Below are 25580 nucleotides of genomic sequence, written 5' to 3' on the forward strand. Positions count from 1 at the left end.
GTTATAGAGACAAATCCTGCAGACGCTCCGACAACGCGTCGGTCGACGACTGCTCAGCGTCGATATCTTCCTTGACCCGTTGATACCAGGTCGTTTCATCCCACAGTTCAAACTTATTGAACTGTCCGACCAGCATCACTTCTTTTGTCAGCCCGGCATGCTGCCGTAACACCGGCGCAATCAGGAGACGCCCGGCATTATCCATCTGACATTCGCTGGCATGACCCAAAAGCAGGCGCTGGACGCGCCGCTCAACGGGATTCATGCTCGATAAACGCGACAATTTTTGCTCGATGATTTCCCATTCAGGCAAGGGGTAAAGCAGCAGGCACGGGTGATGAATGTCAATGGTACAAACCAGTTGACCGGAAGCGTCTTCGATCAGCCCGTCGCGGTAACGCGTCGGTACGGCCAGACGGCCTTTGCTGTCGAGATTGACTAACGTTGCCCCACGGAACATGCCAGCCTCACCCCTTTTCGCCACTTTAACCCACAAATTCCCACCAGAAGGAGTTTACGGAGCGGAGGAAAAGCTTGTCAAGCCAGCACGAATACCAACGAAGCTCAAAAACCCATTATTTGCAGCCGATATTAGGCCTGATGAAATAATCATCAACAAACGAGGCAAATTAACGCTATGAATACGTGTAAGAAAACAACCAACAAATTCGTAACAGTTAAAAGCAACAAAATATCTTCGGTGGGAAAATATAAAGTGTCAGTTTGCGACGCGAGCGGCATTTTAGGCGATTATGATGTCCGTTAACAGTGCCTGTTACCGTCAGAGAAGCACTCTTGTCGCGGGTTGCGGGGAGATGAGCGGGTGATGAGCCGTAAAATGAGTGTTAATTCAGCGATTAACTTAATGAATGTAACAAAATAATACAAATAAAGACTGATTTAACTTTTTTTTATCGCTAACGGGGGCCGTAAAGCGGTAACTCCAGAATAAAACAAAATAATGCGTAAAGAAGTTTAGGGATTTGTCTGAAAGCGATTCAAATTTACTTTTTTATGGTAATTTGTACGGATTATCGCCAGACGACTTTCGTCTGGCGAGTCACGCCACTCTTTTCCGGGTTTTTGACACACGCAGAGGCCGGCGATCGAAAGCCTGGCGCATCAGCGACGGTTCAAACTTCCCCGGCGATACAAATTACGACGGATACGGCTTAATCCTGGTTTTGGCTTACGCGGCTCATCAAGGCTGGCGAGGACAATTTCCAGCACGCGTTCCGCTACATCGCGGTGGCGCTGGGCCACGGCCAGTACCGGACACTGCAGGAAGTCGAGCAGCTCATTGTCGCCGAAGGTCGCAATAGCCAGTTCGGACGGCAGCTTCCCTTCCCGACGCAGCGTCACATCCATCACCCCCTGCAACAGCGGAAATGAGGTGGTGAACAGCGCCTGCGGCATGGGATGCGTTTCCAGCCATTTCTCAAACAGCTGCCCTGCCGCTTCGCGTTCAAAGCTGTTGGCGTACAGATACTGCACTTCACGCGGATCGTCATTCCACGCGGTACGGAAGCCCTGTTCACGCAGAAAACTGACCGACAGCTCCGGTAGCGCACCAAGATACAGGACGTTTTCCCCCGGGAATTTGCGCAGTTCAGCGGCCAGCATTTCGGCGTCATCCTGATCGGCGCCAACAACGCTGGTGAAATGCTCGCGATCGAGCGCGCGATCCAGGGCGACAATCGGGAAAGGATCGTTGGCCCAGCGTTGATAGAACGGGTGCTCAGGCGGTAATGACGTCGAGACGATAATGGCATCCACCTGGCGCTGTAGCAGATGCTCAATGCAGCGCATCTCGTTGTCAGGCTGATCTTCCGAACAGGCGATCAGCAGCTGATAGCCGCGCTGGCGCGCCTGACGCTCAAGATAGTTAGCAATACGGGTATAGCTGGTATTTTCCAGATCGGGAATCACCAGACCAATAGAACGCGTGCGTCCTGCACGCAAGCCAGCAGCGACCGCATTCGGATGGTAGTTGTGCTCACGAACGACGGCCATAACCTTTTCGACCGTTTTGTCGCTGACGCGGTACTGTTTCGCTTTACCGTTAATCACATAGCTAGCGGTGGTACGCGAGACACCGGCCAGCCGGGCGATTTCATCCAGTTTCACAATTGCCCCTTGGGTAATGAGTACAGAACATAACCTTTCTTCAGCTATGGATTCATTTTCATAACATCTAAACGCAGAATAGTTAGCGCAGCAACCGGTTTTGTCTACAGTTCCCACCGATTTCGCAAAAAAATAACCCGACAGATTGTGTCGGGCTATTTTTACGTCAGTTTCAGGGACTCAGCGCATGATTTTGTCGCCGCGCGAGAGTCCTACCACACCGGAGCGTGCCACTTCAACAATCCGCGCAACGTCGCGTAACGAAGCAATAAAGGCATCCAGTTTATCGCTGGTCCCTACCAGCTGGACGGTATACAGTGACGGCGTGACATCGATGATTTGCCCGCGGAAAATCTCCGTGTTGCGCTTCACCTCTTCACGGCCAAAACCGCTCGCCTGGACTTTCACCAGCATAATTTCACGCTCAACGTGCGAATTCTGCCCCAGCTCGCTGACACGCAGTACATCCACCAGCTTATGCAGCTGTTTTTCAATTTGCTCGATCGCTTTCTCATCGCCAACGGTCTGGATAGTCATTCTCGAAAGCGTCGGATCGTCGGTGGGGGCCACCGTCAGGCTTTCAATGTTATACCCGCGCTGTGCGAAAAGGCCGATGACGCGTGATAAGGCGCCTGATTCGTTTTCCAGTAAGACAGATAATATCCGGCGCATAATCAGGTTCTCTCCGTTTTGCTCAACCACATCTCATCCATGCCGCCGCCGCGGATCTGCATGGGATACACATGCTCGCTGCCGTCCACCGTCACATCAACGAACACCAGACGATGATTACGCACCTGTTCCAGCGCTTCGGCCAGCTTAGACTCCAGCTCCTGCGGCTCGCTGATGCGAATCCCTACGTGCCCATAGGCTTCCGCAAGCCGGACGAAATCCGGGAGCGACTCCATATAAGATTGTGAATGGCGACCGGAATAGATCATATCCTGCCACTGCTTCACCATTCCGAGGTAGCGGTTGTTCAGATTCAACACCAGCACCGGCAGCTCATACTGCAGCGCGGTGGAAAGCTCCTGAATATTCATCTGAATACTGCCATCGCCGGTCACGCAAACGACCGTTTCTTCCGGCAAGGCCATCTTCACGCCGAGTGCAGCGGGCAAACCGAAGCCCATCGTGCCGAGACCACCTGAGTTAATCCAACGTCTTGGCTTGTCGAAAGGATAGTAAAGGGCGGCAAACATCTGGTGCTGACCAACATCGGAGGTCACGTAGGCATCGCCGTTGGTCAGGCGCCAGATGGTCTCGATGACGGCCTGCGGTTTGATCTTGCCGCTTTGGGTGTCGTATTGCAGACAATGGCGCGCGCGCCACTGCGCTATCTGCTGCCACCAGTCGCGGATCTCATCCAGCGGCTGCTGCGCTTCTTCCTGCTCAAGTAGCTCAAGCATCTGCTCCAGGACCTGACGCGCATCGCCAACGATCGGCACATCTGCCGGAACCGTCTTCGAAATGGACGTCGGATCGATATCAATATGCAGCACCGTCGCATTCGGGCAGTACTTCGCCAGATTGTTGGTCGTGCGATCGTCAAAACGCACGCCGACGGCAAAGATGACATCGGAGTGATGCATCGTCATGTTGGCTTCATACGTTCCATGCATCCCCAGCATACCTAACGCCTGGGAATGGCTGGCCGGAAAGGCACCGAGTCCCATCAGCGATGAAGCAACCGGCAGATTCAGTTTTTCTACCAGGGTACGCAGCTGTTCTTCACATCCGGCGTTAATCGCCCCGCCGCCGACGTAGACAACCGGATGTTTTGCCGCCACCAGCGTCTGTAGAGCGCGTTTAATTTGCCCTTTATGACCGCTGGTCGTCGGGTTGTAAGAACGCATGCTGACGCTATCCGGCCACGCGTACGGCAGCTTGTTCGCCGGATTGAGAATATCTTTTGGTAAATCAACGACCACCGGACCAGGACGCCCGCTGGCAGCCAGCCAGAACGCTTTTTTCAGCACGCCGGGAATATCTTCCGTCTGCTTGACCAGAAAGCTGTGTTTCACCACCGGCCGGGAGATGCCGACCATATCGCACTCCTGGAAGGCATCATAACCAATCAAGGAAGTCGCGACCTGCCCGGAGAGAATCACCAGCGGAACAGAATCCATGTATGCCGTGGCAATACCGGTAATGGCATTCGTCGCGCCCGGGCCCGAAGTCACCAGCACAACCCCTACTTCACCGGTCGCTCGGGCAAGGCCATCCGCCATATGCACTGCCGCCTGCTCGTGGCGCACCAGAATATGGTCAATACCCCCCCAGGGTATGTAATGCATCATAGATATCGAGGACCGCGCCTCCGGGGTAGCCGAATACTTGCTTGACGCCCTGATCGACAAGCGATTGGACGACCATCTCGGCTCCTGACAACATCTCCATGGTTTGCCTCCAGGCTTATTGTTTCTAACGACAGCAGAATTCAATTTCCGCGCGTTCGCACAATGCCAGGAATCGGCTCCTGGCCATTGAGGTGAATGGACTGCGTGCTCTTACCATAACTGCTCGCCAACGGGCAGGCAATTAGCGACCTCAGGCGCATGTCAGCCGCCAAAAGAATAAAAGATAAGAATTTGATATGAAATGTGGTTGAAAGCTTCATAAATAAGAAACGAGCGCTGAAATTACTCGGACAAATTGTCTGATGGCAGAAATTCATCCATTTTTCACTTGCTGCACGCCCTGGCAAAGAGCGGCAAACAGGATAAAATTCTATATTTTGTGGTTTTGATCACATAAAGCGAGAGCGAGCGCTCCCGCTCAGGCACAGCTATATTTAGCGCTGGCAAATTCGCACCAGCAGATCCTGCATCCACTGATGACCTTTATCTCTACCGGCGGCCTCATGCCAGGAAAGAAAACAGGTGCGGTTATTCACTTTTAGCGGTAACGGCAATAATTGCAGGTTCAGCTTTTCTGCATACTCCCTCGCCAGCCAGCTCGGGGCAATGGCCACCATGTGGGTTTGTGATACCACATTAAGCACGCTGACCATAGCATTCCCTTGATATGCAATTTGCGTCTGTTTATTGACAGAGCTATACCAGGGAAGGCTAAACGAAGCATAGCGATCCAAAGCCACAACCGCATGTTCTTCGCGATAAATATCCGCTTCCGTCACCGGTCCGGAAATACGCGGGTGTTTACAGCTGGCTACTAATATCATTTCATCTTTAAACAAGGGCACACAGGCAAACTCGGGGCGGCGAAACTCCTCATAGCCAACCACAAACTCTATTTCCTGATAACGTAATTGATGCTCGGTGTTTTGATTAAGGGATGCTTTAAAAATCAAATGAATATTTGGTGCAACTTCGTTAACTTTGTTAAATATAATCGAAGTAAGATAGTTATCTAACGGGCTGCAAATGCAGAGATTAAATACGCGCTCACTGCTTATCGGCTCAAAATCGGAACCCGGCAACTCATTTTGCACCAGCTGCAGCGCCTGGCGTATTGAGCCAAATAGCTGAAATGCACGAGCCGTCGGCTGAATACCCCGCCCATACCGTACAAACAGCTCATCGTTAAACATTACTTTTAGTCGCGCTACGGCATTACTCACCGCAGGCTGAGACATCCCCAGCGAATGCGCCGCCCGCGTAATATTTTGTTCCTGCATGACCGCATCAAAAACGGTAAGCAGATTAAGATCGACCGTTCTAAGCTGAGGTTTAATCATTCCTCTTTCGAGGGCGGGTTCAGGTTCAGAGGTTTCAATTATCATATCTAACTCCACCATCAGATAAATTCCCTTTATTAAAATGCGGCAATGGGCAAAGGAAATATCATTTACCATACATATGTCACATACAAAAGAGCAAGAATGCATTTTAGGAATATATCAAAACCATTAGTTGCACGGACCTCCGTTAAATTATCAGAAAAAATCCTAAAGGCCTGAAAGCCCATTGATGAGTGGATAGCGTTAAAGGAATACATAACTGGCAGAAAAAACGCTACACTCCCCATCGCCAACGTTAATTTAAGCGTTTTTCAATGCATTGACTCAGCGTCAACCTGCACTATCTGCTTATTATCATTGACGTTCTCACAATACTTAAATCAATATATTCATAAGACCGATAAACCAATGGCTGTAATTAAGATAATTCCAACCCATGTCGGGCGGTGACGCGGCAAGAAGGGAAAAGTCAATCGCAGCGGCAGCGTTAACTGAGAGTCTGCCAGAGTGAATTGAAAAATAATTCTCGGCAAATAAGGCCATTTCTCAGAACAATACACTAATTCCATTGTGAGGTAAAAAGCGGTTTTTGTTGCCCAGGGGTTGACATCAAAACGCGTATCCAGTAACTCTAAAAGCATATCGATTTCATCTGGAGCATGACGCAATGATTCGCACCACTCGTTTCACCGGCCTACTACTACTAAACGCATCCACTATGCGCGGTAGGCTGTTGGGCGACGTTCAGCGTTAAGTCATCTTCCAGCAAGACTATAAAACCCGCGCCGTTGCGCGGGTTTTTTTATGCTCGTAAGCAAGGCGCCCAGGACACCGATTAAGGATCTAAACCATGAGCCAGCAAGTCATTATTTTCGATACGACCTTACGTGACGGGGAGCAAGCGTTACAGGCCAGCCTGAGCGTGAAAGAGAAGCTGCAGATTGCGATGGCCCTGGAGCGGATGGGCGTTGATGTGATGGAAGTCGGCTTCCCGGTCTCATCTCCTGGCGACTTCGAGTCCGTACAAACCATCGCACGCACCATCAAAAACAGCCGCGTCTGCGCCCTGGCTCGTTGCGTCGAGAAAGACATTGATGTGGCGGCAGAATCCTTAAAAGTCGCCGAAGCGTTCCGAATTCATACCTTTATCGCCACCTCGCCGATGCACATCGCCACCAAGCTGCGTAGCACCCTGGATGAGGTCATTGAGCGCGCAATCTATATGATCAAACGCGCACGCAACTATACCGACGACGTCGAATTCTCCTGTGAAGATGCGGGCCGTACGCCGATCGCCGATCTGGCGCGCGTGGTCGAAGCCGCCATCAACGCCGGCGCCACCACGATTAATATCCCGGACACCGTCGGCTATACCATGCCGTTTGAGTTCTCCAGTATCATTACCGGCCTGTACGATCGCGTCCCGAATATCGACAAAGCCATCATCTCCGTGCACACCCATGACGATTTAGGCCTGGCCGTCGGTAACGCGATTGCCGCGGTCCACGCCGGTGCTCGCCAGGTTGAAGGCGCCATGAACGGTATCGGCGAGCGCGCGGGCAACTGTTCGCTGGAAGAAGTGATTATGGCCATCAAGGTGCGCAAAGACATTATGGATGTCCGCACCGGCATTAATCACAACGAAATCTGGCGTACCAGCCAGACCGTCAGCCAGATTTGCAATATGCCCATTCCGGCCAACAAAGCCATCGTCGGTACCGGCGCCTTCGCCCACTCCTCCGGCATCCACCAGGACGGCGTGCTGAAGAACCGCGAAAACTACGAAATCATGACCCCGGAATCGATCGGTCTGAATCAGGTGCAGCTGAACCTGACTTCCCGCTCCGGCCGTGCGGCAGTGAAACACCGTATGGAAGAGATGGGCTACAAAGATACCGACTACAACATGGATCACCTCTACGACGCCTTCCTGAAGCTGGCAGACAAAAAAGGCCAGGTCTTTGATTACGATCTGGAAGCGCTGGCGTTCATCAACAAACAGCAGGAAGAGCCGGAGCATTTCCGCCTGGATTACTTCAGCGTGCAGTCAGGCTCCAGCGATATCGCCACGGCCTCCGTAAAACTGGTCTGCGGTGAAGAGACCAAAGCAGAAGCCGCTAACGGCAACGGCCCGGTCGACGCTATTTATCAGGCTATCAACCGTATCACCGGCTATGACGTGGAGCTGGTCAAATATGACCTGAACGCCAAAGGTCAGGGCAAAGACGCGCTGGGTCAGGTAGATATCGTCGTAACCTACAACGGTCGCCGCTTCCACGGCGTCGGTCTGGCGACGGATATCGTTGAATCCTCCGCGAAAGCCATGGTCCACGTGCTGAACAATATCTGGCGCGCAGCAGAAGTCGAAAAAGAGTTGCAACGCAAAGCTCAAAATAACGAGAACAAGAAGGAAACCGTGTAATGTCGAAGAATTACCATATTGCTGTTTTGCCAGGTGATGGCATTGGCCCGGAAGTCATGAACCAGGCGATGAAAGTACTGGAAGCCGTTCGTCACCGTTTTGATATGCGCATTACTACCAGTCAGTATGACGTCGGCGGCATCGCTATCGACCGTCAGGGCACCCCGCTGCCGCAGGCGACGGTAGAAGGCTGTGAGCAGGCCGATGCGATTCTGTTCGGCTCCGTAGGCGGCCCGAAATGGGAACATCTGCCGCCGGCCGGTCAGCCGGAGCGCGGCGCGCTGCTGCCGCTGCGTAAACATTTTAAACTGTTCAGCAACCTGCGTCCGGCGAAGCTGTACCAGGGGCTGGAAGAGTTTTGCCCGCTGCGTGCGGATATCGCGGCAAACGGCTTCGACATTCTGTGCGTCCGCGAATTAACCGGCGGGATCTACTTCGGCCAGCCGAAAGGCCGCGAGGGCAGCGGTCAACACGAAAAAGCATTTGATACCGAGGTCTATCATCGCTTTGAAATCGAGCGCATCGCGCATATCGCGTTTCAGTCCGCACGCAAACGGCGTAATAAAGTGACTTCTATCGATAAAGCGAACGTTCTGCAGTCATCTATTCTGTGGCGCGAAGTGGTCAGCGAGATCGCCAAAGAATACCCGGACGTTGAGCTGGCGCATATGTACATCGACAACGCCACCATGCAGCTGATTAAAGACCCGTCCCAGTTTGACGTTTTGCTGTGTTCCAACCTGTTCGGCGACATCCTGTCTGACGAATGCGCCATGATCACCGGCTCAATGGGCATGCTGCCGTCGGCCAGCCTCAATGAACAAGGTTTTGGTCTGTATGAACCGGCAGGCGGCTCAGCTCCGGATATCGCTGGTAAAAATATCGCCAACCCTATCGCGCAGATCCTCTCTCTGGCGCTTTTGCTGCGCTACAGCCTGGATGCCGATAACGCGGCAACAGCGATTGAGAGTGCGATCAACCGTGCATTAGAAGAAGGCGTGCGTACCGGCGATTTAGCGCGCGGCACGGCGGCGGTCAGTACCGATGAAATGGGCGATATCATTGCCCGCTATGTCGCTGAAGGGGTGTAATCATGGCGAAGACCTTATACGAAAAGTTGTTTGATGCGCATGTCGTTTATGAAGCGCAGAACGAAACCCCGCTGCTGTATATCGACCGTCATCTGGTGCATGAAGTGACCTCACCACAGGCCTTTGACGGCCTGCGCGCGCACAACCGTCAGGTTCGTCAGCCGGGTAAAACCTTCGCCACCATGGACCATAACGTTTCTACCCAGACGAAAGATATCAACGCGTCCGGCGAAATGGCGCGCATTCAGATGCAGGAGCTGATCAAAAACTGCCAGGAGTTCGGCGTTGAGCTGTACGATCTGAACCACCCGTATCAGGGTATCGTCCACGTTATGGGGCCGGAACAGGGCGTGACCCTGCCGGGGATGACCATCGTCTGCGGCGATTCCCACACCGCCACTCACGGCGCATTTGGCGCGCTGGCTTTTGGTATCGGCACCTCCGAAGTTGAGCACGTCCTGGCGACTCAGACCCTGAAGCAGGGCCGTGCCAGGACCATGAAGATTGAAGTGAATGGCAAAGCAGCGCCGGGCATCACCGCTAAAGATATCGTGCTGGCCATTATTGGCAAAACCGGTAGCGCCGGCGGCACCGGCCACGTGGTGGAGTTCTGCGGTGAAGCCATTCGCGATCTGAGCATGGAAGGTCGTATGACGCTGTGCAATATGGCCATCGAAATGGGTGCGAAAGCAGGTCTGGTCGCGCCGGATGAAACCACCTTTAACTATGTGAAGGGTCGTTTGCACGCGCCAAAAGGCCAGGACTTCGACGCGGCTGTTGAATACTGGAAAACCCTGAAAACAGACGCTGACGCCACCTTTGACACCGTCGTGACCCTGCAGGCAGAAGAGATTGCCCCGCAGGTTACCTGGGGTACAAACCCAGGTCAGGTCATTTCCGTTAACGAGATGATTCCCGACCCGGCCTCTTTCGCCGATCCGGTCGAGCGGGCGAGCGCGGAAAAAGCGCTGGCCTATATGGGCCTGAAACCGGGTATCCCGTTAACCGACGTGGCTATCGATAAAGTGTTCATCGGCTCCTGTACCAACTCGCGTATTGAAGATTTGCGCGCCGCGGCCGAAGTCGCTAAAGGCCGCAAAGTCGCGCCGGGCGTGCAGGCATTGGTGGTCCCGGGTTCTGGCCCGGTGAAAGCTCAGGCGGAAGCCGAAGGTCTGGATAAGATCTTTATCGAAGCCGGTTTTGAATGGCGTCTGCCGGGCTGCTCCATGTGCCTGGCCATGAACAACGATCGCCTGAATCCTGGCGAGCGCTGCGCATCAACCAGCAACCGTAACTTTGAAGGCCGTCAGGGCCGCGGCGGACGTACCCACTTAGTCAGCCCGGCGATGGCCGCAGCGGCAGCCGTGACCGGCCATTTCGCCGATATTCGCGACATCAAATAAGGAGACCATCATGGCAGAGAAATTTACCCAACATACGGGCCTGGTGGTTCCGCTGGATGCCGCAAACGTCGATACCGATGCGATCATTCCTAAGCAGTTCCTGCAGAAAGTGACGCGCACCGGTTTTGGCGCGCATCTGTTCAACGACTGGCGTTTTCTTGACGATCGTGGACAACAGCCAAACCCGGAATTCGTCCTTAACTTCCCGGAGTATAAAGGCGCATCGATCCTGCTGGCGCGGGAAAACTTCGGCTGCGGCTCCTCCCGTGAGCACGCGCCGTGGGCATTGACCGATTACGGTTTTAAAGTGGTTATCGCCCCCAGCTTCGCCGATATCTTTTACGGTAACAGCTTTAACAACCAGCTGCTGCCGGTGACGCTGAGCGATGAACAGGTCGACGAGATGTTCAAGCTGGTTCAGGCGAACCCCGGTATGACGTTCGAAGTGGATCTGGAATCCGAAGTGGTGAAAGCGGGCGACAAAACCTACAGCTTTAAAATTGATGCCTTCCGTCGCCACTGTATGCTCAACGGACTTGATAGCATCGGTCTGACGCTGCAGCACGAAGAGGCGATTTCAGCCTACGAAAACAAACTGCCGGCCTTTATGAACTAACCACGCCGTTGATCCCCGAGCCCGGTCCTTGTGACCGGGCATTTTTTTAGGTTTTTCGCGCGGCTTACGGCAAGAAAAGAGCCCGCCCTGACCGATGGACCCTCACATGACGACCGCTGTCACCATTAAAAATATCACCTTCCAGGAAGGCACCACGTTAATTTGCGTGCCGCTAATCGGCCAGACGCTCGACGAGCTGAAAGCCCATGCCCGCACGCTGGCGGAGGCCGGAGCCGATCTTATCGAATGGCGTGTCGACCATTTTACCGCTGTCGGCGATCGGGATCAGGTCCTGCTGGCGCTGACGGAGATTCGCCGGCTGCTCGCCGATATACCGCTGCTGTTCACCTTCCGCAGCCATAAAGAGGGAGGTGAAACGGAGATCGGCGATGACGCGTACTTCGCACTCAACCGTCTGGCCGTTGCCAGCGGGCTGGTGGACATCATTGATATTGAGCTCTTCAATGACGAAATGCCGATCCGGGCGCTGATCGATGAAGCTCATGCCGCCGGGGTAAAAGTGATTATGAGCAATCATGATTTCCAAACAACACCGGCGCAGGAAGAGATTATCGCCCGGCTACGCCGCATGCAGGAGCTGGGCGCCGATCTGCCGAAAATCGCGGTCATGCCTCAGTCGCCGCAAGACGTGCTGACATTACTGTCTGCCACTCTGGTCATGAAAGAACGGTACGCCACCCGCCCGTTAATCACGATGTCGATGGGCAAACTGGGCGGCGTCAGCCGGGTCACCGGACGCCTGTTCGGCTCAGCGATGACGTTTGGCAGCGTGGGCCAGGCATCGGCACCCGGACAAATTGCCGTGCGTCAGCTGCGGGAAATGATGAATATTCTGTCCTGAAAGCACGCCGCATCGCAGCAATCTGCGGTGCGGCGCCTGGCTAAATATCTTTGACTTTGCTGGTCAGAAACAGCGTCAGCAGCGAGATGGCGGCAATGACCCAGTACACGCTGGCGTGGCCATAGTTTTGCGACAGCGCTCCCTGCAGCACGCCGGCGAGAATCACTCCGGTGGAAATACTGTTGGTAAACAGCGTGGTGGCGGCCCCGGCCCGTCCAGGCATCAGGTCCTGGAACCACAGCATGCCAATCCCGGCGACAATACCGATAAAAATGGCGTTGAACAGCTGCAGCGCCAGCAGCGCGGTACGTTCGTGGAACACAATCAGGCCAAGATAGAACAGCACGCCGGCAGCCACCGCGGCGACCATCATTTTACGTTTGCCCCAGCGCTTGACGTAATACCCCGCCAGGATCATCGCCGGGATTTCCAGCCCGGCCGCCGTCCCCATCAGGATCCCGGCCAGGCTATCCGGCAAGCCAAGATCGCTACTGATCCACAGCGGCATATCGATGATATACATGGTGTTGCAGGTCCACATCAGCGTCGACGCGATAAACAACATACGTACGTTTTTATCTTGCCAGCCGCCGGCCTGCACTACGACGCCCGCCGCTTCCGCAGGCTGCTCCACTCGGGCAACCGACGGCAGCTTAACGGCAATTAACGCCAGGCTAATGACGAAAATACCGGCCGCAATCGAGAACATGGTGGTAAAGCCATAGTTCAGCGCCAGCATGAAAGCCAGCGGCGGTCCGATCACCCACGCCAGCGACAGCTGCGCACGCATCACCGAGCTGAACATCACCACTTCCCGCGCCGAACTATCGGCATATTCCCGCGCCAGGGCGAACAGCTGGGGCATCGCGGCATTGGCAATCGACGCCAGCATCACACCGCAGGTGATCAATGTTAAGTAGTGACGGTTAAAAGCAAACAGTAGCGCGTTGCCCACCGCCATCAGACAGCAGAACATGATCAGCCGGCGGCGATCCCCCTGGCTATCGGAACGTTTCGCCAGCGCCAGGCTCACCAGAATACCGGCGATCGCGTTAACGGTATAAAACAGGCCGACCCAGAAAGGCTGTGCGCCCACTTCGCGGCTGAGGAACAAGCTGAGGGTTGGCGCCTGCAGCGCGCCCGCAATACCCATCATAAAAGCGACCAGCATAAACGCCGCGTATACACCGTTAAGCCGCCGTCCCATCGTCATCAACCAGAGCATGTCATGTCCTTAAAGCACGCGAAGAAAACGAAAAAAGCCAGCAGAAGTCATCTGCTGGCGGGTGATTTTATACTCTATCTGTTTCAAGTGACAGGCCGGCGACCGAAACGTTATGGTTCAGTCAACTGGCCTGGGTCTGAAAGAGGATAAGTACACACCAATACTCAGTCACACATGATGTGGGCAAGTCAATGATCAGAGGTCTGTGACGTAACTCCCCACTGCATCAGCTCGCCAAGAATCTTCTGCTGTCTCCCTGCCATCAGGCGGGCCAGCCATGACGCGTCCTGCGTCGCAGAAAAGTAGCGTTGGTAGAACTGTTTCGCGGTAGACCTCATCATATTCACCTCCTCGCTTCATCGGAATGCATTATTGGCCTAATATAGGGATTAATAAATTGCTGAGTTTTCATCAGGAGTTCCCCTTTTATGTCTTCTGCTCGTCTGCAACAACAGTTCATCCGCTTATGGCAGTGCTGCGAAGGTAAATCGCAGGAGACAACCCTTAACGAACTGGCGGAAATGCTCTGCTGCTCGCGCCGCCATATGCGTACGTTGCTGAATATGATGGAAGAACGCGGCTGGTTAACCTGGGAAGCGGAGGCCGGGCGCGGCAAGCGTTCAAAGCTGGCTTTCCTCTATACCGGCCTGGCGCTGCAGCAGCAGCGGGCCGAGGATCTGCTGGAACAGGATCGGATCGATCAACTGGTCCAGCTGGTGGGCGACAAGGCCGCGGTGCGTCAGATGCTGGTCTCGCATCTGGGCCGCAGCTTCCGTCAGGGGCGGCATATTCTGCGCGTACTCTACTACCGACCGATGAAAAACCTGCTCCCCGGCAGCGCGCTGCGCCGCTCGGAAAATCATATCGCCAGGCAGATCTTCAGCGCATTAACGCGGGTAAATGAGGAAAACGGGGAACTGGAAGCCGACATTGCGCACCACTGGCAGCAGCTTTCGCCCACCCACTGGCGATTTTTTCTCCGCCCCGGCATTCATTTTCACCACGGGAGAGAGCTGGAGATGGAGGATGTCATTGCTTCGTTGCAGCGCAGCAACAGTCTGCCGCTCTACTCACATATTGAACGTATTGCCTCCCCCACCGCCTGGACGCTGGATGTACATCTGACGCAACCCGATCGCTGGCTACCGTGGCTGCTCGGCCAGGTGTCGGCTGTCGTATTGCCGCGTGAATGGCAGTCGATGGAGAATTTCTCTGCAATGCCGGTAGGTACCGGGCCTTATGCGGTGGTTCGCAACAATCAAAACCAGCTGAAGATCCATGCTTTTGACGATTATTTCGGCTACCGGGCGTTAATTGATGAAGTTAACGTCTGGGTCCTGCCAGAGATTAGCGAAGAGCCCAACGGCGGCCTGACGCTACAGGGGACCACGCAAAGTGAGAAAGCGGTTGAGAGCCGGCTGGAAGAAGGGTGCTACTATCTGCTGTTTGATGCCCGCAGCCCTCTCGGCAGCAACCTCGCGGTTCGCCAGTGGCTCAGCTATCTGTTACAGCCCGCCAATCTGCTTTATCACGCCGGTGAACAGTATCAGGGCAACTGGTTCCCGGCCTACGGTCTGCTGCCCCGCTGGCACCACGCCCGCAGTCATGCCTGTGAAAAACCGCCGGGACTGGAGTCTGTCACCCTCACCTACTACCGGGATCACGTCGAACACCGCGTGATGGGCGGGATCATGGCAACACTGCTGGCGGAGCATCAGGTCAAGCTGGAGATTCAGGAGCTGGACTACGAAGAGTGGCACCGCGGCGAGGTGGTCAGCGATGTCTGGTTGAACAGCGCCAACTTTACCCTGCCGATTGATTTTTCTCTGTTTGCCTTGCTGTATGAGGTCCCGCTGATACGGCATTGTATTCCTGTCGACTGGGAGCAGGATGCCCGTCGCTGGCACGCAGGCGAGCTAAACCCGGCCACCTGGAGCCAGCAGCTGCTGGCCAATCAAACCATCGTGCCGCTGATCCACCACTGGCTGATGATCCAGGGGCAGCGCAGTATGCGTGGCGTAAGAATGAATACGCTCGGCTGGTTTGATTTCAAATCCGCATGGTTCGCGCCGCCGGATCCCTGATAGCACTCCCGGCAGGCGCTGAAGCGCTTTCCGTCAGTTCACAAAATCATTACACTATCGCCGTTCTCAACGGGGTGCTGATATACGTACACAAAATCATTCGGGTTGCATCAAGGCGGCAAGCGGGTGAATCCCCAGGAGCATAGATAACTATGTGACCGGGGTGAACACGCGATGCTAACGCAGAGACAGCGCGAAGGATAAAGCGTGTATACACAAAATCATTCGGGTTGCATCAAGGCGGCAAGCGGGTGAATCCCCGGGAGCATAGATAACTATGTGACCGGGGTGAACACGCGATGCTAACGCAGAGGCAGCGCGAAGGATGAAGTGTATTGGCTGAGAAAATACCCGTCGAACCTGATCCGGATAACGCCGGCGAAGGGATTTGAGGCCTACTCAAAATCCTTTGCCCCCCCCTTGTTTATGAGGTGCAAAGTGTTGAAAAAATTACTCCCGCTGCTGGCGCTGGTCGCCGTTCCCGCGTTTGCTAAACCTGTACTCACCGTCTACACCTATGACTCCTTTTCGGCAGACTGGGGTCCTGGACCGGTCGTGAAAAAAGCCTTTGAAGCCGACTGCAACTGTGAACTGAAGTTCGTGGCGCTGGAAGATGGCGTTTCGCTGCTTAATCGTCTGCGGATGGAAGGCAAGAATAGCAAAGCCGATGTAGTGCTCGGGCTGGACAACAACCTGCTGGAAGCGGCTACGCAGAGCAAATTGTTCGCCAAAAGCCAGGTACCGGCCAGCGCAGTCACGGTACCGGGCGGCTGGGATAACGACACGTTTGTGCCGTTTGATTACGGCTATTTCGCCTTTGTCTACGACAAAAACAAGCTGAAAAACCCGCCGAAAAGCCTGAAAGAACTGGTGGAAAGCGATCAAAAATGGCGCGTGATCTACGAAGATCCCCGCACCAGTACCCCGGGCCTGGGGCTGCTGCTGTGGATGCAAAAAGTGTATGGCGAGAAGTCGCCGGAAGCCTGGCAAAAACTGGCGGCGAAAACCGTCACCGTCACCAAAGGCTGGAGCGAGGCTTACGGTCTGTTCCTGAAAGGGGAAAGCGATCTGGTTCTCAGCTACACCACATCGCCGGCCTACCACATCATTGAAGAGAAAAAAGACCAGTACGCGGCCGCCAGTTTCGCCGAAGGCCACTATTTGCAGGTTGAAGTCGCCGCGCGTACCGCCGCCAGCAAACAACCGGAGCTGGCGGAGAAATTCCTCAAGTTTATGGTGTCTCCCGCCTTCCAGAATGCCATCCCGACCGGCAACTGGATGTATCCGGTCACCCAGGTTGCGCTTCCCGCGGGCTTTGAGACGTTGCCGAAACCTCAAACCACGCTGGAATATACTCCGCAGCAGGTCGCCGCAGAACGTCAAAACTGGATTAATGCATGGCAACGCGCCGTCAGCCGCTAAACATCGGCTGGCTGGCGCCGGGTCTGACGGCCGCCGCGCTGCTGGTCGCCGTCGCACTGGCCGCATTCCTGGCGCTCTGGAGCAGTGCGCCGGAGGCGGCGTGGCGCTCGGTTTTCAGCGACAGCTATCTGTGGCACGTTATCCGTTTCTCTTTCTGGCAAGCGTTTCTCTCCGCGCTCTTCTCCGTTGTACCGGCGATTTTTCTCGCCCGCGCGCTGTATCGTCGCCGCTTCCCGGGGCGTACGCTGCTGCTGCGCCTGTGCGCCATGACGCTGATTCTGCCGGTATTAGTGGCCGTCTTTGGCATTCTCAGCGTCTATGGCCGTCAGGGCTGGCTGGCGACACTGTTTAACGCCATCGGCTGGCAGTGGGATTTCTCGCCGTATGGACTGCAAGGCATTCTGCTGGCGCACGTTTTTTTCAATATGCCGATGGCAACCCGGCTGCTGCTGCAGGCGCTGGAGAATATCCCCGGAGAGCAGCGGCAGATCGCTGCCCAGCTGGGCATGCGCGGCTACCCTTTTTTCCGTCTGGTGGAGTGGCCCTGGCTACGGCGGCAAATTCCCCCGGTTGCGGCACTGATCTTTATGCTCTGCTTCGCCAGCTTTGCCACCGTGCTGTCGCTGGGCGGCGGCCCACGGGCCACAACGATTGAGCTGGCGATCTACCAGGCGCTGAACTTTGATTATGACCCGGCCCGTGCGGCGATGCTGGCGCTGATCCAGATGGTCTGCTGCCTCGGGCTGGTGCTCCTCGCCCAGCGGCTGAGCAAGGCCGTTGCTATCGGCACCACGCAAGTTCACGGCTGGCGCGATCCGGACGATCGCCTGCACAGCCGCCTGAGCGATACCGCGCTGATCGTTTTCACGCTACTGTTACTGCTGCCTCCGCTGCTGGCGGTGGTGGTCGACGGTCTGAATAACAATCTGCTCAGCGTCCTGGCGCAGCCCGCGCTGTGGCAGGCATTCTGCACTTCGTTACGCATCGCGCTTTCCGCCGGTCTGCTCAGCGTGATGTTAACGATGATGCTGCTGTGGAGCAGCCGTGAACTGCGCCTTCGCAACCGACTGCTGGCGGGCCAGACGCTGGAACTCAGCGGTATGCTGATTCTGGCGATGCCGGGAATCGTGCTGGCGACCGGCTTCTTTTTACTGCTCAATAACAGTATTGGACTGCCGGCTTCCGCCGACGGTATTGTGATCTTCACCAACGCGCTGATGGCTATCCCCTATGCCCTGAAGGTGCTGGAAAACCCGATGCGCGATATTGCCGTACGCTACGGTATGCTCTGCCACTCTTTGGGCATGAGCGGTTTTACCCGCCTGAGGGTCGTGGAGCTGCGCGCATTAAAGCGTCCGCTGGCCCAGGCGCTGGCGTTTGCCTGCGTCCTGTCCATCGGCGATTTCGGCGCCGTCGCGCTGTTCGGTAATGAACAATTCCGTACGCTGCCGTTCTATCTGTACCAGCAAATAGGCTCTTATCGTAGCCAGGACGGTGCCGTCACTGCCCTGCTGCTACTGCTGCTGTGCTTTTTACTCTTTACCGTGATTGAGAAACTTCCGGGACGTGATGTTAAAACTGAATGATGTGACCTGGCTTTACCAGCATCTGCCGATGCGCTTCACGCTCTCCGTCGAGCAGGGTGAACGCCTCGCCGTGCTCGGCCCGAGCGGCGCGGGCAAAAGTACGCTGCTCAATCTGATCGCCGGCTTTCTGCCGCCGGTGAGCGGCACGATTTTGATTAACGGCCAGCCGCATACCACGACGCCGCCGGCCCGGCGCCCGGTATCAATGCTGTTTCAGGAAAACAATCTCTTTCATCATCTTACCGTCCGCCAGAATATCGCGCTCGGGATGCATCCGGGGCTGAAGCTTAACCCGACGCAGACCGCCAGCCTGCAGACGATAGCCGGGCAAATGAGCATCGATTCACTGCTGGACAGATTGCCGGGCGAGCTCTCAGGCGGCCAGCGCCAACGCGTGGCGCTGGCGCGCTGTCTGGTCCGGGAACAGCCGGTCCTGCTGCTGGACGAACCTTTTTCCGCACTCGACCCCGCACTGCGCCAGGAGATGCTGACGCTGGTGAACGATGTCTGCCAGCGTCAACATCTGACGCTGCTGATGGTGTCTCATAGCGTGGAAGATGCCGCCCGTATCGCGCCGCGCTCGCTGGTGGTGGCCGACGGGCGGATCGCCTGGGACGGCGCGACCGAAACGTTGCTCAGCGGCAACAGCAGCGCCTCTCACCTGTTAGGCATTAGCGCGCGATAACCTTGTGCAGAATATCGAGATAGACGGGCATCAGAGGATGGCGAATCACCAGGGTTAGCGCTGCGCCGGCCAGCACCACCGTCACCGGCGTCAGCCACAGCAGACGCGCGCGGGGTAAGAGTCGCGTCAGGCGATCGCGCATTTTTGCGCTGCGCCACAAGCGCCAGCACAGCCAGCCCGCCAGCCAAACCAGCAGCGCGGCAGCCAGCAGCAGCCACTTGAAGCTGGCGCTGTGCTCATTGGTGGGGATATCAATCGCCGCGCCGGCCAGAATACCTGGCAAGAAGTACAGCGGCGGCCACAGCAGGCAACCAATAATATTGGGCAGAATAAACTTCGCCACCGGGAGATCGAGCATGCCGGCGACCATCGGCACCAGCGGCCGCGTCGGACCAACAAAGCGGCCGATAAGAATCGTGATCATGCTGTGCTGATGCAGCGCATGCTCGGTTTTATCCAACAGCGCCTTGTTTTTCTTCATAAAAGACCAGCGATGGAGCGGTTTTTTAAACCGCCAGCCGAGCCAGAAAGAGATCCAGTCGCCGAGTAAACACCCGATAATCCCCGCCAGCCACGCCTGCCAGAAATTCACGTCTCCGCTGCCAATCAGCGCCCCCAGCCCGGCCATCATCACCGTTCCCGGTAATATCAGCCCCACCAGCGCCAGTGATTCAAGGAAGGCGACCAGCATCACGGCTATCAGGGAATAGACCGTAGACTGGGTGATAAAATGTTCCAGCAATGCTTGCATAATGTGCCCGGTATCAAAACGAAGCACGGATTCTCCGGAGCCGTCGCGCCTTCGTCAAGTCATCAATTGTCAGAATAAACCCGTCATACTTCAAGTTGCATGAGCGTTGGCTTTCCTCGCTCACCCCAGTCACTTACTTGAGTAAGCTCCTGGGGATTCCCTGCGTTGCCGCCTTCCTGCAACTCGAATTATTTAGGGTTTAGTTTACTGGTTGTGACAATTATCCGGCGCAACATTTCATTTTCTTTACGTTTTATTCACACCCCGCACGGAATTCACTGGGGCTGGCGCCGGTGCATTTCTTAAATACCCGCGAAAAGTAGAGCTGGTCTTCGAACCCGACGTTGCGCCCTACCGTGGCGATGGGCATACGCGTGGTACTGAGCAGCAGCTTCGCCTGGCTGATGCGCTGGTCTTCCCGCCACCCCAGCACGCTGATACCCAGCTGCTGGCGGAACAGATGGGACAGGCGCGAAGGAGACAGACAGACATGCTGGGCGACGCTGGCGATATCGAAATGGCTATCCGCGAGGTGATCGCTGATGTACTGGCAGGCATCGCGCACGCGATTGTCCAGCGGCGGATGCAGAGACTCATTAATCGCCTCCATGCGCCGTAACAGCAGCTGCTCGAGCAAATTGATCGCCAGCAGCTCCGAATAGCGTCCGGCCCCCTGACCAGCCTCAACGATCTGCCCAAACAGCTCGCAAAAACGCGCCTGCCACTGCTCATCAGGACGGAAAAAGCCGGTCTGGGCGAAGATCGTCGGCCAGTTCAGCCATTCATGCCAGTAGGCGCGCGGCCGGAAGTAGACCCACTGGTGATACCATTCACGGGCATCGGGATGGCGGCCATAGTGATGAATTTCTCCCGGCGGAAAAAGCAAAATATCTCCCGGCCGGCAGATAAACTGCTCATCGTGATTGTTAATCACCCCTTCACCGCGCACCGTCAGGTTCAGAATATATCCCTTCATACCGAGCGGACGATCAATAAAGAAATCCAGATAGCCATCGGCATCAATCGGCGTCAGCCCCGTCACCAGATGGGCATTAAACGAGTAGCCCGGCAGCAGCGGATCGTTTTGTGTTTCAGCCATAGGCTCAGCTCTCCTGGATATATTATGGAAACCAATTGTCCATATTCAACATTGTACTGCTAACGCAGCTCGCCGTACTGGGACGCCGGTTGAAATTTCGATCAAAACCCGCCTCGTCACAGCAAAAATCGATGACAGCGCACAATTAAAGCACTTTTTCCGCATAACAGAAGTGTCTATAAATACGGCAGAAATGTCCACATTGAATATTTGCACGGCGTCACACTTTGCGATGCAATAGCAACATAGTCCATAAGATTAGCGAATACGGCCTGACGGTTTTTGGCGTGAATATCTACTGTTTCACCATGAATGGTTTTCTGCATGGAGTAACAGCATGGCAATTGCGATTGGCCTCGATTTTGGTAGTGATTCCGTACGCGCACTGGCAGTGGAATGCGCCACCGGCGAGGAGCTGGCCACCAGCGTAGAGTGGTATCCGCGCTGGCAGGAGGGGCTGTTTTGCGATGGCCCGAATAACCGGTTTCGCCACCATCCGCGCGACTACATTGAATCGATGGAAGCCGCGCTGAAAAGTGTGTTGGCATTGTTAAGCCCCGAACAGCGCGCCGGGGTGGTGGGCATCGGCGTCGATAGCACCGGCTCAACGCCGGCGCCGATCGATGCCGACGGCAACGTGCTGGCGCTGCGCGAAGAGTTTGCCGATAACCCCAATGCCATGTTCGTGCTGTGGAAGGACCACACGGCGGTCGAAGAGGCGGAAGCCATTACTCGCCTGTGCCATCAGCCGGGCAAAGAGGACTACTCCCGCTACATTGGCGGCATCTACTCCAGCGAGTGGTTCTGGGCCAAAATACTCCACGTCACCCGTCAGGACCGCGCCGTCGCCGAGGCAGCCGCTTCGTGGATTGAGCTGTGCGACTGGGTGCCCGCCCTGCTTTCCGGCACCACCCGCCCGCAGGATATTCGTCGCGGACGCTGCAGCGCCGGGCATAAATCATTGTGGCACGAAAGCTGGGGCGGACTGCCGCCGGCCAGCTTCTTCGATGAGCTCGATCCGATTATCAACCGGCACCTGAGCTGGCCGCTGTTTAGCGACACCTGGACCGCCGATGTCCCTGTCGGCACGCTCTGTGCCGAATGGGCGCAGCGCCTGGGCCTGCCGGAAACCGTCATTCTGTCCGGCGGCGCCTTCGACTGCCATATGGGTGCAGTCGGCGCCGGCGCGCAGCCTAACGCCCTAGTCAAAGTCATTGGCACCTCCACCTGCGACATTCTGATCGCCGATAAACAGAGCGTGGGCAATCGCACGGTCAAGGGGATCTGCGGCCAGGTCGATGGCAGCGTGGTCCCTGACTTTATTGGTATGGAGGCCGGACAATCTGCCTTCGGCGATATTTACGCCTGGTTTGGCCGTATTCTCGGCTGGCCGCTGGAACAGCTGGCGCAGCAGCATCCGGAGCTGAAAACGCAGATTGCTGCCCAGCAAAAACAGCTGCTGCCATCGCTGACCGAAGCCTGGGCCAAAAATCCGTCGCTGGAACATCTGCCGGTGGTTCTGGACTGGTTTAACGGCCGTCGCACCCCCAATGCCAACCAGCGACTGAAGGGGGTCATTACCGATCTGAATCTCGCCACCGATGCGCCGGCGCTCTTTGGCGGCCTGGTGGCGGCCACCGCCTTCGGCGCGCGCGCCATTATGGAGTGCTTCACCGACCAGGGAATCCCGGTCAACAACGTGATGGCCCTGGGCGGTATTGCCCGTAAAAACCCGGTCATTATGCAGGCCTGCTGTGACGTGCTGAACCGGCCGCTGCAAATCGTCGCCTCCGATCAGTGCTGCGCGCTCGGCGCGGCGATCTTCGCCGCCGTCGCCGCAGGCGTGCATCAGGATATCCCCACCGCCCAGCGCAGCATGGCAAGTGAGGTCGAAAGCACCCTGCAGCCGCGTCCTGCCCAGGCTCAACGCTTTGAACAACTTTATCAGCGCTACCAGCAGTGGTCGGTCAGCGCAGAACAACAGTATCTCCCTTCGGCTGCGAAGGCGGAAAAAGCCCCGCTTTCTCAGGCAGCTCTCACCCATTAAGGACACGAAAATGACGATTTTTGATAACTACGAAGTATGGTTCGTGATTGGCAGCCAGCATCTGTATGGCCCGGAAGCGCTGCGTCAGGTCACGAAGCATGCCGAACATGTGGTGAACAGCCTGAATGCGGAAGCAAAGCTGCCGTGCAAGCTGGTGTTAAAGCCGCTGGGCACCACGCCGGATGAGATTACCCATATCTGCCGCGACGCTAACTATGATGATAAATGTGCCGGCATGATGGTGTGGCTGCACACCTTTTCTCCGGCCAAAATGTGGATTAACGGCCTGACTATCCTCAATAAGCCGCTGCTGCAGTTCCACACGCAATACAACGCGTCGCTACCGTGGGACAGCATCGATATGGACTTTATGAACCTGAATCAGACCGCGCACGGCGGCCGCGAGTTCGGCTTTATCGGCGCGCGCATGCGCCAGCAGCACAGCGTGGTTACCGGCCACTGGCAGGATCAGAGCGCCCATCAGCGCATCGGCTCCTGGATGCGCCAGGCGGTTTCTAAGCAGGATACCCGTCATCTGAAAGTCTGCCGTTTCGGCGACAACATGCGTGAAGTCGCGGTCACCGATGGCGATAAAGTTGCCGCCCAGATCAAATTCGGCTTTTCGGTCAATACCTGGGCGGTGGGCGATCTGGTTCAGGTGGTCAACAGCATCAGCGAGGGGGATATCAGCGCGCTGGTTGATGAGTATGAAAGCAGCTATCGCCTGACCCCGGCGGCGCAGATCCACGGTGATAAGCGGCAGAATGTGCTCGACGCCGCGCGCATTGAGCTGGGGATGAAACGTTTCCTTGAGCAGGGCGGCTTCCATGCTTTCACCACTACCTTTGAAGATTTGCACGGCCTGAAGCAGCTCCCGGGCCTCGCCGTACAGCGTCTGATGCAGCAGGGCTATGGCTTTGCCGGCGAAGGCGACTGGAAAACCGCCGCCCTGCTTCGCATCATGAAGGTGATGTCAACCGGTCTGCAGGGCGGCACCTCCTTTATGGAGGATTACACCTACCACTTCGATAACGGAGACGATCTGGTTCTGGGCTCGCATATGCTGGAAGTCTGCCCGACTATCGCCACGGCAGACAAACCGATCCTCGACGTTCAGCCGTTGGGCATCGGCGGTAAAGCCGATCCGGCCCGCCTGATCTTCAATACGCAGACCGGTCCGGCCCTCGTCGCCAGCCTGATCGATCTTGGCGATCGTTTCCGCCTGCTGGTTAACACCGTGGAAACAGTCCCGACGCCGCACGATCTGCCGAAGCTGCCGGTTGCCAATGCATTGTGGAAAGCCCAGCCGGATCTGAGCACCGCGTCTGAAGCCTGGATCATCGCCGGCGGCGCACACCACACCGTCTTCAGCCACGCGCTGACGCTCGATGATATGCGTCAATTTGCCGAGCTACAGGATATCGAACTGGCGGTAATCGATAACGAAACCCGTCTGCCGTCCTTTAAAGACGCGCTGCGCTGGAACGAAGTCTATTACGCTTCAAAACGTTAACCACGGCAGCCAATTGTCCGGCGACACGTGGTTTGCCCGGCCTACACACTGCGGTTTTGTAGGCCAGGTCAACGAAGCGCCGCCGGCAAGGAGAACCCAATGCTCGAAGCATTAAAGCAGCAGGTGCTAGAAGCTAACCTGGCCCTGCCGAAAAACAATCTCGTCACCCTCACCTGGGGCAACGTCAGCGCCGTCGATCGCGAACGCGGCGTGCTGGTGATTAAGCCGTCGGGCGTCGACTACAGCGCAATGGGCGCCGACGATATGGTGGTGGTGAGTCTTGAAAGCGGCGAAGTGGTCGAAGGGAAAAAGAAACCCTCTTCGGATACAGCAACCCATCGCCTGCTCTACCAGGCCTTCCCGTCATTGGGCGGGATTGTCCATACCCATTCGCGCCACGCCACCATCTGGGCGCAGGCCGGGCAAGCTATTCCGGCGACCGGTACCACCCATGCCGATTATTTCTATGGCCCGGTGCCCTGCACCCGCCTGATGACCGATGAGGAAATCAACGGCGAATATGAGTGGGAAACCGGGCGCGTTATCGTCGAAACGTTCCGCGAACAGGGTATCGATCCGGCGCAAATGCCCGGCGTGCTGGTGCATTCGCACGGCCCGTTCGCCTGGGGGAAAAACGCCGAAGATGCGGTACATAATGCAATCGTGCTGGAAGAGATCGCCTATATGGGGATTTTCTGCCGCCAGCTAGCGCCGCAGCTGCCCGCGATGCAGCAAACTCTGCTGGACAAGCACTACCTGCGCAAACACGGGGCAAAAGCCTACTACGGGCAGTAGCGCCGCGGCTTTCGCCGTCGCCAGGCGATTCGTCGACAGCCGTTAGCGAACCGCCAGCCCGGATAGCGGCGTCGGCACGACAAGCCCATACCTGTATAAAACCCCAGCATCATTGATTGAACCAGGCTATAATCAGGCCTGGTTTTATT

21 protein-coding genes and 1 pseudogene are annotated in these 25580 nt (G+C 56.0%); 13 read left to right on the forward strand and 9 right to left on the reverse strand.

The genetic code is table 11. The features are described from left to right. Position 1 precedes the first annotated feature (1 nt). The 5 genes and pseudogenes from mraZ to leuO all read right to left on the reverse strand — a co-directional run bounded on the left by mraZ (position 2) and on the right by leuO (position 5890). Positions 2 to 460 carry a division/cell wall cluster transcriptional repressor MraZ gene (gene mraZ / locus ROR01S_RS13685; protein ID WP_004857850.1) on the reverse strand — a complete coding sequence of 153 codons (459 nt, stop codon included), beginning with the start codon at positions 458 to 460 and terminating at the stop codon, positions 2 to 4. Between the two features lie 662 nt (positions 461 to 1122). Next, positions 1123 to 2127, reverse strand: a complete 1005-nt coding sequence (cra, locus tag ROR01S_RS13690; protein WP_004857845.1) for a catabolite repressor/activator — start codon at positions 2125 to 2127, stop codon at positions 1123 to 1125. A 180-nt stretch (positions 2128 to 2307) separates the two neighbouring features. After that, positions 2308 to 2799: an acetolactate synthase small subunit gene (ilvN, locus tag ROR01S_RS13695; protein ID WP_004857843.1), complete on the reverse strand. Its 492-nt coding sequence runs from the start codon at positions 2797 to 2799 to the stop codon at positions 2308 to 2310. 2 nt (positions 2800 to 2801) lie between these two features. Further along, positions 2802 to 4527: pseudogene (ilvI, locus tag ROR01S_RS13700) on the reverse strand (acetolactate synthase 3 large subunit). A gap of 394 nt (positions 4528 to 4921) precedes the next feature. Then, entirely contained in the window at positions 4922 to 5890 is a 969-nt protein-coding gene (gene leuO, locus ROR01S_RS13705) for a transcriptional regulator LeuO (protein WP_086817614.1), read from the reverse strand. Between the two features lie 607 nt (positions 5891 to 6497). Here leuO and leuL point away from each other — a divergent pair. From leuL to aroD, 6 genes are all read left to right on the forward strand, one after another. Continuing rightward, positions 6498 to 6584, forward strand: coding sequence for a leu operon leader peptide (leuL, locus tag ROR01S_RS27090; protein ID WP_049267590.1), 87 nt, complete (start codon positions 6498 to 6500; stop codon positions 6582 to 6584). 96 nt (positions 6585 to 6680) lie between these two features. Then, positions 6681 to 8252, forward strand: a complete 1572-nt coding sequence (gene leuA, locus ROR01S_RS13710; protein WP_004857836.1) for a 2-isopropylmalate synthase — start codon at positions 6681 to 6683, stop codon at positions 8250 to 8252. After that, positions 8252 to 9343: a 3-isopropylmalate dehydrogenase gene (leuB, locus tag ROR01S_RS13715; protein WP_004857834.1), complete on the forward strand. Its 1092-nt coding sequence runs from the start codon at positions 8252 to 8254 to the stop codon at positions 9341 to 9343. Before leuA ends, leuB begins: the two co-directional genes overlap by 1 nt. Positions 9344 to 9345: 2 nt before the next feature. Then, entirely contained in the window at positions 9346 to 10746 is a 1401-nt protein-coding gene (gene leuC / locus ROR01S_RS13720; protein ID WP_004857832.1) for a 3-isopropylmalate dehydratase large subunit, read from the forward strand. Positions 10747 to 10756: 10 nt separating this feature from the next. Next, positions 10757 to 11362 (forward strand): 3-isopropylmalate dehydratase small subunit, encoded by a 606-nt coding sequence (gene leuD, locus ROR01S_RS13725; RefSeq protein ID WP_004857830.1) that lies wholly within the window; start codon positions 10757 to 10759, stop codon positions 11360 to 11362. Positions 11363 to 11468: 106 nt separating this feature from the next. Beyond that, positions 11469 to 12224, forward strand: coding sequence for a type I 3-dehydroquinate dehydratase (gene aroD, locus ROR01S_RS13730; protein ID WP_004857827.1), 756 nt, complete (start codon positions 11469 to 11471; stop codon positions 12222 to 12224). A gap of 40 nt (positions 12225 to 12264) precedes the next feature. On the opposite strand, the gene ROR01S_RS13735 is transcribed toward aroD, so the two are convergent. Both ROR01S_RS13735 and sgrT read right to left on the reverse strand, forming a co-directional pair. Beyond that, entirely contained in the window at positions 12265 to 13449 is a 1185-nt protein-coding gene (locus ROR01S_RS13735) for a sugar efflux transporter (protein ID WP_004857826.1), read from the reverse strand. A gap of 188 nt (positions 13450 to 13637) precedes the next feature. Further along, entirely contained in the window at positions 13638 to 13790 is a 153-nt protein-coding gene (gene sgrT / locus ROR01S_RS26215; protein WP_004857824.1) for a glucose uptake inhibitor SgrT, read from the reverse strand. 87 nt (positions 13791 to 13877) lie between these two features. On the opposite strand from sgrT, the gene sgrR reads away from it, so the two are divergent. The 4 genes from sgrR to thiQ all read left to right on the forward strand — a co-directional run bounded on the left by sgrR (position 13878) and on the right by thiQ (position 19226). Then, positions 13878 to 15533 (forward strand): HTH-type transcriptional regulator SgrR, encoded by a 1656-nt coding sequence (gene sgrR / locus ROR01S_RS13740; protein ID WP_015585167.1) that lies wholly within the window; start codon positions 13878 to 13880, stop codon positions 15531 to 15533. Between the two features lie 438 nt (positions 15534 to 15971). After that, positions 15972 to 16955, forward strand: a complete 984-nt coding sequence (gene thiB, locus ROR01S_RS13745) for a thiamine ABC transporter substrate binding subunit (RefSeq protein ID WP_015585168.1) — start codon at positions 15972 to 15974, stop codon at positions 16953 to 16955. After that, positions 16931 to 18541: a thiamine/thiamine pyrophosphate ABC transporter permease ThiP gene (gene thiP, locus ROR01S_RS13750; RefSeq protein WP_004857818.1), complete on the forward strand. Its 1611-nt coding sequence runs from the start codon at positions 16931 to 16933 to the stop codon at positions 18539 to 18541. The genes thiB and thiP overlap by 25 nt, the downstream gene beginning before the upstream one ends. Then, on the forward strand, positions 18525 to 19226 hold the full coding sequence (thiQ, locus tag ROR01S_RS13755) for a thiamine ABC transporter ATP-binding protein ThiQ (protein WP_004857817.1): 702 nt from the start codon (positions 18525 to 18527) through the stop codon (positions 19224 to 19226). The genes thiP and thiQ overlap by 17 nt, the downstream gene beginning before the upstream one ends. Here thiQ and ROR01S_RS13760 read toward each other — a convergent pair. After that, positions 19213 to 19977 carry a DedA family protein gene (locus ROR01S_RS13760; RefSeq protein ID WP_015585169.1) on the reverse strand — a complete coding sequence of 255 codons (765 nt, stop codon included), beginning with the start codon at positions 19975 to 19977 and terminating at the stop codon, positions 19213 to 19215. The two genes, thiQ and ROR01S_RS13760, sit on opposite strands and share 14 nt — an antisense overlap. A 253-nt stretch (positions 19978 to 20230) precedes the next feature. Further along, the gene (gene araC / locus ROR01S_RS13765; RefSeq protein ID WP_004857813.1) at positions 20231 to 21076 is read right to left on the reverse strand and encodes an arabinose operon transcriptional regulator AraC; all 846 of its coding nucleotides are present in this window, start codon (positions 21074 to 21076) and stop codon (positions 20231 to 20233) included. A 337-nt stretch (positions 21077 to 21413) separates the two neighbouring features. On the opposite strand from araC, the gene araB reads away from it, so the two are divergent. The 3 genes from araB to araD all read left to right on the forward strand — a co-directional run bounded on the left by araB (position 21414) and on the right by araD (position 25431). Then, on the forward strand, positions 21414 to 23123 hold the full coding sequence (araB, locus tag ROR01S_RS13770; protein ID WP_064357525.1) for a ribulokinase: 1710 nt from the start codon (positions 21414 to 21416) through the stop codon (positions 23121 to 23123). A gap of 10 nt (positions 23124 to 23133) precedes the next feature. Beyond that, a complete protein-coding gene (gene araA, locus ROR01S_RS13775; RefSeq protein WP_064359584.1) occupies positions 23134 to 24636 on the forward strand; it encodes an L-arabinose isomerase in 1503 nt (500 codons plus the stop codon). Positions 24637 to 24735: 99 nt separating this feature from the next. Continuing rightward, complete coding sequence (gene araD, locus ROR01S_RS13780; RefSeq protein ID WP_015585171.1) at positions 24736 to 25431, forward strand: L-ribulose-5-phosphate 4-epimerase; 696 nt, start codon at positions 24736 to 24738, stop codon at positions 25429 to 25431. The last annotated feature ends 149 nt before the right edge of the window (positions 25432 to 25580 follow it).

It is taken from the genome of Klebsiella ornithinolytica NBRC 105727 = ATCC 31898 (assembly GCF_001598295.1).
In the GTDB taxonomy this organism is placed as follows: domain Bacteria; phylum Pseudomonadota; class Gammaproteobacteria; order Enterobacterales; family Enterobacteriaceae; genus Klebsiella; species Klebsiella ornithinolytica.

Excerpts from the sequence above, each read along its gene's own strand:
- aroD (WP_004857827.1), top strand. The coding sequence starts at position 11,469 with ATGACGACCGCTGTCACCATTAAAAATATCACCTTCCAGGAAGGCACC.
- ROR01S_RS13760 (WP_015585169.1), bottom strand. The coding sequence starts at position 19,977 with ATGCAAGCATTGCTGGAACATTTTATCACCCAGTCTACGGTCTATTCC.
- ROR01S_RS13735 (WP_004857826.1), bottom strand. The coding sequence starts at position 13,449 with ATGCTCTGGTTGATGACGATGGGACGGCGGCTTAACGGTGTATACGCG.
- araA (WP_064359584.1), top strand. The coding sequence starts at position 23,134 with ATGACGATTTTTGATAACTACGAAGTATGGTTCGTGATTGGCAGCCAG.
- sgrR (WP_015585167.1), top strand. The coding sequence starts at position 13,878 with ATGTCTTCTGCTCGTCTGCAACAACAGTTCATCCGCTTATGGCAGTGC.
- leuL (WP_049267590.1), top strand. The coding sequence starts at position 6,498 with ATGATTCGCACCACTCGTTTCACCGGCCTACTACTACTAAACGCATCC.
- ilvN (WP_004857843.1), bottom strand. The coding sequence starts at position 2,799 with ATGCGCCGGATATTATCTGTCTTACTGGAAAACGAATCAGGCGCCTTA.
- araB (WP_064357525.1), top strand. The coding sequence starts at position 21,414 with ATGGCAATTGCGATTGGCCTCGATTTTGGTAGTGATTCCGTACGCGCA.
- leuD (WP_004857830.1), top strand. The coding sequence starts at position 10,757 with ATGGCAGAGAAATTTACCCAACATACGGGCCTGGTGGTTCCGCTGGAT.
- mraZ (WP_004857850.1), bottom strand. The coding sequence starts at position 460 with ATGTTCCGTGGGGCAACGTTAGTCAATCTCGACAGCAAAGGCCGTCTG.
- leuB (WP_004857834.1), top strand. The coding sequence starts at position 8,252 with ATGTCGAAGAATTACCATATTGCTGTTTTGCCAGGTGATGGCATTGGC.
- leuA (WP_004857836.1), top strand. The coding sequence starts at position 6,681 with ATGAGCCAGCAAGTCATTATTTTCGATACGACCTTACGTGACGGGGAG.
- thiQ (WP_004857817.1), top strand. The coding sequence starts at position 18,525 with ATGTTAAAACTGAATGATGTGACCTGGCTTTACCAGCATCTGCCGATG.
- sgrT (WP_004857824.1), bottom strand. The coding sequence starts at position 13,790 with ATGATGAGGTCTACCGCGAAACAGTTCTACCAACGCTACTTTTCTGCG.
- leuC (WP_004857832.1), top strand. The coding sequence starts at position 9,346 with ATGGCGAAGACCTTATACGAAAAGTTGTTTGATGCGCATGTCGTTTAT.
- araC (WP_004857813.1), bottom strand. The coding sequence starts at position 21,076 with ATGGCTGAAACACAAAACGATCCGCTGCTGCCGGGCTACTCGTTTAAT.
- araD (WP_015585171.1), top strand. The coding sequence starts at position 24,736 with ATGCTCGAAGCATTAAAGCAGCAGGTGCTAGAAGCTAACCTGGCCCTG.
- thiP (WP_004857818.1), top strand. The coding sequence starts at position 16,931 with ATGGCAACGCGCCGTCAGCCGCTAAACATCGGCTGGCTGGCGCCGGGT.